This window comes from Acinetobacter stercoris (genome assembly GCF_900323515.1).
Lineage (GTDB): Bacteria > Pseudomonadota > Gammaproteobacteria > Pseudomonadales > Moraxellaceae > Acinetobacter > Acinetobacter stercoris.
Genome location: NZ_OOGT01000179.1, coordinates 1 through 8626 on the forward strand (window position 1 = coordinate 1; position 8626 = coordinate 8626).

At 39.0% G+C, this 8626-nt stretch carries 9 protein-coding genes; all 9 read left to right on the forward strand.

What is annotated here, in order from left to right:
- The first annotated feature begins 119 nt into the window (after positions 1-119).
- The 9 genes from KPC_RS15415 (at position 120) to KPC_RS15455 (ending at position 8532) form a co-directional block, all read left to right on the forward strand.
- The gene (locus tag KPC_RS15415; RefSeq protein ID WP_121975245.1) at positions 120-533 is read left to right on the forward strand and encodes an RcnB family protein; all 414 of its coding nucleotides are present in this window, start codon (positions 120-122) and stop codon (positions 531-533) included.
- A 314-nt stretch (positions 534-847) separates the two neighbouring features.
- Complete coding sequence (locus tag KPC_RS15420) at positions 848-1204, forward strand: RcnB family protein (protein ID WP_121975246.1); 357 nt, start codon at positions 848-850, stop codon at positions 1202-1204.
- Positions 1205-1386: 182 nt separating this feature from the next.
- The gene (locus KPC_RS15425) at positions 1387-1749 is read left to right on the forward strand and encodes an RcnB family protein (RefSeq protein ID WP_121975247.1); all 363 of its coding nucleotides are present in this window, start codon (positions 1387-1389) and stop codon (positions 1747-1749) included.
- Positions 1750-2076: 327 nt separating this feature from the next.
- Positions 2077-3429: an amino-acid N-acetyltransferase gene (gene argA, locus KPC_RS15430; protein ID WP_121975248.1), complete on the forward strand. Its 1353-nt coding sequence runs from the start codon at positions 2077-2079 to the stop codon at positions 3427-3429.
- Between the two features lie 328 nt (positions 3430-3757).
- A complete protein-coding gene (locus KPC_RS15435; RefSeq protein WP_121975249.1) occupies positions 3758-4726 on the forward strand; it encodes a sulfonate ABC transporter substrate-binding protein in 969 nt (322 codons plus the stop codon).
- A gap of 73 nt (positions 4727-4799) precedes the next feature.
- Positions 4800-5735, forward strand: a complete 936-nt coding sequence (locus KPC_RS15440; RefSeq protein ID WP_228212284.1) for a sulfonate ABC transporter substrate-binding protein — start codon at positions 4800-4802, stop codon at positions 5733-5735.
- Between the two features lie 16 nt (positions 5736-5751).
- Positions 5752-6927, forward strand: a complete 1176-nt coding sequence (gene ssuD / locus KPC_RS15445) for an FMNH2-dependent alkanesulfonate monooxygenase (protein ID WP_121975251.1) — start codon at positions 5752-5754, stop codon at positions 6925-6927.
- Positions 6924-7727 (forward strand): aliphatic sulfonate ABC transporter permease SsuC, encoded by an 804-nt coding sequence (gene ssuC / locus KPC_RS15450; RefSeq protein WP_121975252.1) that lies wholly within the window; start codon positions 6924-6926, stop codon positions 7725-7727. The genes ssuD and ssuC overlap by 4 nt, the downstream gene beginning before the upstream one ends.
- Positions 7728-7740: 13 nt before the next feature.
- Entirely contained in the window at positions 7741-8532 is a 792-nt protein-coding gene (locus KPC_RS15455; RefSeq protein ID WP_121975253.1) for an ATP-binding cassette domain-containing protein, read from the forward strand.
- Positions 8533-8626: the final 94 nt, after the last annotated feature.

The window sequence follows — 8626 nt, forward strand, 5'->3', positions numbered from 1 at the left end:
GAAAATGCGTTTTTATTATCTTCATATTTTTAAATGAATTTATATTTGATCTTCACAGTTTCTCTGCAATTGAATAGTACATTAGAAATGTGAAAAGAATGGTATCAAAGAGATTTTACATGAAGAAGATTATGACTGCTGTAGCATTATCTTTTAGTGCTTTGATGGCTACCAGTGTAATTTATGCAGATCCACCCTTTGGTCATAAGCATGGTCACAACAAAGGTGGAAATGGTAACGGAAATGCTTTTGGACATGAAAAAAGAGGTTTCCGAGAGTTCCGCCAGGATGAAGAATATATCCAAGAACAACGCCGTGAGCGGGAAGAGCGTGGGGTTCGCAGATTACAACAACATCGCTGGCAACCTGGTTATGTTATGCCTCAGCATTATCGCGGTGACAGCTATAAAGTCGGCTATAAAGATCATAATCTGCCGAAACCATCGCGTAATCAGCAATGGTATAAAATCAACAATGATTATATCTTAGTTGACTCGGACAGTAATAGTATCCTCAAAATTTTAGGACTTTAGGCTTAAAGCATTCCCATTAAATAAAATTATTTATGCTCAATTTCGATTGAGCTTTTTTAGATCTTGATTCGTCTATTAATATTTCATAAATCCATAAAATTTCAATCTAAAATTGAACATTTGCCCCTACTCATTAAATCATCCATCCCTGATCTTTCAAGGCTCTTCAGCAGTGGTCAGATATTGCCAAACTTTTATTCTTCACACAATCTTCATAAATTTCACATTTCAAATATGACTCTTCACTTTTAATCTTTATTTTTTCAGTAAGGTTTAATAATCAAAGAAGAAATGGAACATTCAAGGTGACCATTATGAAATATCTCCTCAGCATTCTCGTTTTATCTATCGGCACTTTTACTGCCACGTCTACTATGGCTGATCCCCACCACGAACATGGTTATAAACACACAAATCAATGGAAAAACGGTTATAACAAAAATCATGATCATCGCTGGAATAACCAGAGTCAAAGACGTTGGACTAATGGTAATAACTGGCGCTCTGGACACTATTTTCCACAGCAGTATCATTCTTCTCGCTATGCTGTAAATTATAAATCATATAAACATTTACCCAAACCTTCACGTTACCAGCAGTGGTATCGGGTAAATGGTGATTATGTACTGGTTAACCAACGAGATCATCGGATTATTCGTGTTATCCGATAAATTTTTCATTCAATCCCCAAGCTATCTTGGGGATTGCTTTTTTAGCAGCAAGTTCTTCATATTGCTTCCATTTTTAAAAAAATATTTTACATTTCAATAAATTTCGATTCATCTTTTATCTTTCTTTAAATTTTATATTGGCTTTATCCCAAGACGTAAATCATTCATTCAGGTATTTGATAATGAAAAAAATAATGTCCGCTATTGCATTAGCAGTAAGTACTGCTGTAATTGCCTCTACAAGTTTTGCTGCACCAAATGAAGCTCATCAGGCTCATTCTATGCATCGATCAAATCATCAAACTGTAGTGAAGCATCCAGCTCTATCTCACACTAAACCAGCAGCAACAAAAAAACAGGCTCAACACAACTGGAAAGTTGGTCACCAATACCCAAATCAATATCGTAGTACAAATTATAAAGTCGACTACAAACACAATAAAAAGCTGACTAAGCCTGGACATAACCAACAATGGTATAAGGCTGATGGTAAATACATACTGGTTAACACAGCAAATCACTCAATAATCAAAGTAATACACTAAATGCATAAAGTTAAAATCCAGTCCAGATTTAGGACTGGATTTTAACTACATATGAATAATCTCCTTAATTTATTCATAATGCTAAAAAACAGAAACAATTGAGATAACCTATATCCATCATTTCTCTATGCTTTATTATTCTAATAAGTGACTGACAGAGCATTGTTTTAAGCAAGTCCTGATTACTGTATACCCCGATATATAATTTAATTTTAGTTTTTCCATTTCAGCCCAAACTTCAGTTTGGGTTTTTTTTATTTATATTACGCATCATTTATGATTATTATTTAGAATAAGACGATATCGATGAGACACATTGGAATAGGCATGCAAATATCAGAAACAGGAACAGAACAAAGCACAACTCAAGAATATGTGCATTGGTTTCGACATTCTGCACCTTATATCAATGCTCACCGAGGCAAAACATTTGTTTTAATGTTTGGTGGTGAAGCTGTTCGTCACCCAAACTTCCAGCATATCATTCACGATATTGCTCTACTGCATTCACTTGGAATCAGGCTGATACTGGTTCATGGTGCCCGCCCGCAGATCAATGACAATTTAAAAGAAAAAGCGATCCAAAGCCCTATTCATATCAATCGTCGTGTTACAACACGTGAATCTTTGGGATGTGTCATGAATGCTGTCGGATCAATCCGGCTTGAAATTGAAGCCCTTCTCTCTATGGGTCTTGCCAACTCTCCAATGTATGGTGCACGCATTGATGTCGTTTCAGGTAACTTTGTTACCGCCAAACCGTATGGGATACGTGATGGCATCGACTTTCAGCTCACAGGTGAAGTCCGCTCTATAGATACTCAAGCCATTCAACGACATTTAGAAAATTATAATATTGTATTGCTCGGTCCAACAGGCTATTCAACAACAGGCGAGGTTTTTAATTTACTGGCTGAAGAAGTCGCAACAAAAACCGCAATTTCGCTCAAGGCAGATAAGTTAATTTTTTTAGGCAATCAACAAGGTTTACTTGATGAGCATGGTCATTTATTACGTGAAATTACACCGCATCAACTTGACCAACACATAGAAAAATTTCAGGATTCCAATTTTGAAATTGCCTTACATTTATACAATGCCAAACAAGCATCTTTAAATGGAGTAAATCGGGTTCATTTACTCTCATATGCCTATGATGGTGCACTGATCGAAGAGTTATTTACTCGTGATGGTACTGGTACCATGATTACCGATGCGCATTATGAAGAGGTTAGAACAGCGAATATCCAGGATGTAGGTGGACTTATTACCCTCCTACGCCCTTTAGAGGATGAAGGGATCTTGGTATATCGTTCACGTGAACGTTTAGAAAATGAAATTGAACAATTCGCCGTTATTGAGCGTGATGGAATGATCTTGGCTTGTGCTGCTCTTTACCCTATTCCAGCATCTATCAATGAAGTGAAATCTGCAGAGATTGCCTGTGTCGCGGTACATCCTCATTATCGAAAATCTAATCGTGGCGGGCAAATCATGCATTTTCTTGAGGAAAAGGCTAGATCTTTAGGTATACAGCAACTGTTCGTTTTGACAACGCGTACCGCACACTGGTTTCTTGAAAATGGTTTCACCAAAGCCAGTGTCGATGATTTACCTGAAGCCCGTCAGGCACTTTATAACTATCAGCGTAACTCTTTGGTCTTTAAGAAGATGATTTAGTGTTTTAAATTTCATTTTCTTTATCTCTTTTTTTTCTATAATTATTACTAAATTCAGGCATTGTTTTGACTCATTCTTTATTCAAAACAATGCTAACCTTATCCAGTCATATCATATAAAAATAAATTTGTTATTTATCATTCAATTAAGAAAAAATTCGCCACAAAAAATCCTGTTTCTGTTTTTCACTTTTTTGCATAAGTATTGCTCATTTTTTTTTATCTTTTTTTATGATTAGTTTTGCCTGATTTTTTATTTTTTGGAAAAAGCAAAGCTCATTAGTCTGGTGGTCTCTCATTTTAATTCAGATAAAGGGGTTACTGGATTCATGGCTAGTTTCTTAAATTCTTCTTGGGCAAAATTCGGTATTTTAAGTGCTAGCATTGCCAGTCTCATGATGTTATCTGGATGCTCAAAAAAGCAGGAAACAACGACTTTAAACATTGGTTTTCAAAAGTATGGTTTATTACCGATCGTAAAAGAACGTGGTGATTTAGACAAGGCACTAAAAGAAAAAGGGATTAATGTTAAATGGGTCGAGTTTCCTGCTGGACCGCAACTTTTAGAAGGTTTAAATGTTGGCAGTGTTTCTTTTGGAGAATCTGGTGAAGCACCACCAATTTTTGCCCAGGCAGCCAACTCTAATCTGGTATATGTCGCAAACCAGCCCGCTGCACCAAAAGCAGAAGCACTTATTGTACCGAAAGATTCAAAAATCCAGTCTGTACAAGATCTGAAAGGTAAACGGATTGTTCTAAATAAAGGTTCAAATGTCCATTACTTGTTACTGAAAGTTTTAGAAGCGAACAAACTAAAATTAGATGATATTCAAGTCGTTTACCTACCACCTGCTGATGCACGTGCAGCATTTGAAAAAGGTGCTGTAGATGCTTGGGTAATCTGGGATCCTTTCTTCGCTGCTGCAGAACAGCAACTCGGTGCGAAAGTCATTGCAACTGGTGAAAATCTGGTCAGTAATCATCAATTTTATTTGGCTGATCGTAAATTTGCCGAAGCAAATCCTGAAATTTTAAAAGCTGTTGTAAATGAACTTAATACTACAACACAGTGGGTATCTGCCCATCAGGATGAAGCAGCCCGATTATTGGAAAAACCAACAGGCTTGCCTTTAAGCGTTCTCCAGACCTCCATTTCTCGCATGGGTTTTGGTGTAACACCGATTTCCAATGAAGTCGCTAAAGAACAGCAATATGTAGCTGATGCATTCTTTCAGCAAAAACTGATTCCAAATCAAATCAATATACAAGCAGCAATTTTAGCAAACAGCACTAAATAATAGAGGATTTATCATGTCTCAACATCATCTAAAACACACAACTTCAACATGGTTTCGAACTCAAGGGCATGGTATGCCTCTTGCCATGGTTGCGTTGTGTGCGATGTTGGGTACAAACGCTGTTTGGGCAGTTGATCCAAATGTAAAACAGCTCCGAATTGGTTTTCAAAAAAGCTCTATTAACTTTGCGATTGCAAAACAGCAAAAGCTATTTGAGAAAGAGTTTCCAAATGCAAAAATCACTTGGAATGAATTTCCTGCAGGACCACAAATTTTAGAAGCATTGGCTGTGGGTTCTCTGGATATTGGTGTTACTGGTGATACACCACCTGTGTATGCACAGGCTGCAAACAAGCCACTGTATTACATTGCTTATGAATCAGCAAAACCACTGGCATCAGCAATTTTGATTCCTAAAATTTCCAAACTGACCAATCTGAGTCAATTAAAAGGCAAACGCATTGCGCTGCAACGTGGCTCAAGTGCGCATTACCTTGTTGTTCAAGCTGTCCGTAAGGCTGGCTTGAAATGGACAGATATTACGCCTATTTGGCTAGCTCCAGCTGAAGCACGCGCCGCATTTCAAAAAGGTGCTGTAGATGCTTGGGCGATTTGGGATCCATACTATGCTTCTGCACAAATTGAAGACCAGGCCAAGGTTTTAACAACAGGTAAAGGACTAAGTCCCAACTATACCTTTTATCTTGCTTCACCAAATTTCTTAAAGCAAAACCCACAAGCTGTTAAAAGCATCATCCAGCAGATCAATTTAGCGGATAAATGGGTGCAATCACACAAAACCGAAACAACCAGCCTGATTGCACAAGGAACAGGCTTAAAAACCAATGTCAGTAAAGTATTTATTGATCGCCGACCATCTCCTTCTTACGCAGCCCCACTTACAGCAAAAGTGATAGCAGACCAGCAACAACTCGCAAATCGCTTTTCTGAACTTCAGATTATTCCGAGACCCATCAACATTCAGCAAGCCGTTTGGCAAAGCAAATAGTATTAAGGACATCTAAATGAAAATTTTCTGGTTTATCCCTACACACGGTGACAGTCGTTATTTAGGTACAAGTAAAGGAGCACGTCAGGTAGATCATGCTTATATGAAGCAGATTGCCGTTGCTGTTGATAATCTGGGTTATGAGGGTGTCCTTATCCCTACAGGACGCTCTTGTGAAGATCCTTGGCTAACTGCAGCAAGCCTTATTGATGCAACCAAAAACCTGAAATTTCTTGTCGCATTACGTCCTGGTGTAACAACCCCTGCATTAGCAGCTCGTATGGCATCTACCTTTGATCGACTTTCAAATGGTCGTGTACTTCTGAATCTCGTAACAGGTGGTGATGAGCAAGAGCTAAAAGGTGATGGTCTCTACGAAGATCATGCGACACGTTATAAAACTGCAGCTGAATATGTCAAAATCTGGCGAGAAATTTTAACTCGTTCCCATACAGGTGAGTCATTTACTTTCCACGGCGAACGCTTGAGTGTTGATGATGCAAAACTGCTTTACCCGCCAGTACAAAAGCCATATCCACCATTATGGTTTGGCGGTTCATCTGATGACGCTGTAGAGCTTGCAACTGATCAAGTAGATACTTATTTGACTTGGGGTGAACCACCAGCAGCAGTAAAAGAAAAACTGGAAAATGTTAAGATTAAAGCTGCAGCGAAAGGACGTAAACTAAACTACGGTATTCGTTTACATGTCATCGTTCGTGAAACTAACGAAGAAGCATGGCAAGCGGCAGAAGAACTGATCAAATACGTAGATGATGCAACTATTGCAGCAGCTCAGAAAAAATTCAGGCAAATGGATTCTGTCGGTCAAAGACGTATGGCTGAACTACATAATGGAGATCGTTCTAAACTTGAAGTATCACCAAACCTATGGGCAGGTGTCGGTCTGGTACGAGGTGGTGCTGGAACTGCTTTAGTTGGTGACCCACAGACCGTTGCTGATCGTATTCAGGAATATGCAGATCTTGGTATTGATACCTTTATTTTCTCTGGTTACCCTCATTTGGAAGAGTCTATCCGTTTTGCAGAATTGGTGTTCCCGCTCCTGCCACTCGAAACTCGTGAAAAACTTGCTCAACCGAATCTAACTGGTCCATTTGGTGAAATCGTTGCAAACAATTACTCACCAGATGAGACCAAGCAAGACAAGCTTGCTAAGGAGCTTGCATGAGTGTATCTCTTTCCAAAAAAAGAGTTTCACGTGGAACGAGTAAACTGGGGCAGCGTTTGCTGCCTTGGGTTGTTCCCGTTTTATTGATTGCAATCTGGCAAATCGCATCCTCAACTGGTCTACTAGAAAGCCGCATTTTACCTGCACCTACAGCTGTTGTTGCAGCATTCTGGCATTTACTGGTGAGTGGTGAGCTTTGGCAACACGTTAAAGTCAGTGCTGGACGTGCCTTGTTAGGTCTTTTAATTGGTGGTGGTCTAGGCTTATTTCTTGGTTTGTTAAATGGTTCATCAAAAACAGCCTCTACCTTACTCGACACCACTTTGCAAATGATTCGAAATATTCCAGCCTTGGCTCTCATTCCGTTAGTCATTTTATGGTTTGGTATCGATGAATCTGCAAAATTATTTTTAGTCGCTGTAGGCGTTTTTTTCCCAATTTATATCAATACTTATCATGGTATACGCTCAGTAGATCCACAATTGATTGAAATGGGGAAAAGCTACGGTCTAACCCGCTGGCAACTATACAAAGATATTATCTTACCAGGTGCTATGCCGTCGATACTGGTTGGACTCCGCTTTGCTTTAGGGCTAGTTTGGGTACTTTTAATTGTTGCCGAAACAATCTCTGCACAATCGGGTATTGGTTATATGACCATGAATGCCCGTGAGTTTTTACAAACTGACATTGTATTGGTCGGGATATTACTTTACGCCCTTTTAGGCAAACTTGCTGATGTCCTTGCACAAGGTTTAGAAAAATATCTACTCCGCTGGCATGCTGGTTATCAAAAATAAGAGGAATGATGAGATGACTGATTTGAGTATTAGCCAATATGTAAATGATCTCGTTCCCCCTACAGAACCAGATCAACAAGCTAAAGTTGGTGCAGAAATTTTGATAGAACAATTACACAAATTTTATGGTGATGTAAAAGTTCTTGAAGACCTGGATTTACATATACAGGCAGGTGAATTTATTGCCATTGTTGGTCGTAGTGGTTGCGGCAAAAGTACCCTTCTACGCCTCATTGCCGACCTTGAACAGCCAAGCTATGGGGAAATCAAGTTCAAATCTTTGCAAAATTTTCGTGAAGGTATTACCTCTGATGACATTCGTGTCATGTTCCAAGATCCACGTCTCTTGCCATGGAAAAGTATCCTGGCCAATGTTCAGCTCGGTTTACCCAAAGAACATCATAATAAGGCAGCAGGATTACTGACAAAGGTCGGTCTTGAAGAAAAAGCTGCTCTCTGGCCATCTCAGCTTTCTGGTGGGCAACGTCAACGTACTGCGCTCGCTCGGGCACTTTCTCATACACCACGTATCTTACTACTAGATGAACCTTTGGGTGCATTAGATGCGCTCACTCGACTTGATATGCAGAATTTAATTGAGCGTTTATGGCAGGAACAAGGTTTTACGACCATCCTCGTTACACATGATGTGTCCGAAGCTGTCCAATTAGCTGATCGTATTATTTTGCTTGATAAAGGGCATATTTCTCAGGAGTTTGAAGTCAAGTTCCCAAGACCCCGTAAGAAAGGTGCAGATTTTGCTGAACTGGAACAGCGCGTCTTAGATGCAGTATTAGCCACTTGATTATTTTTTATTCACAGAAATATAACAGCATTTATTGGCANTAAATAAATGCTGTTTTTATAAAAAATAATAGCTTTTTCATATTATTAATTTC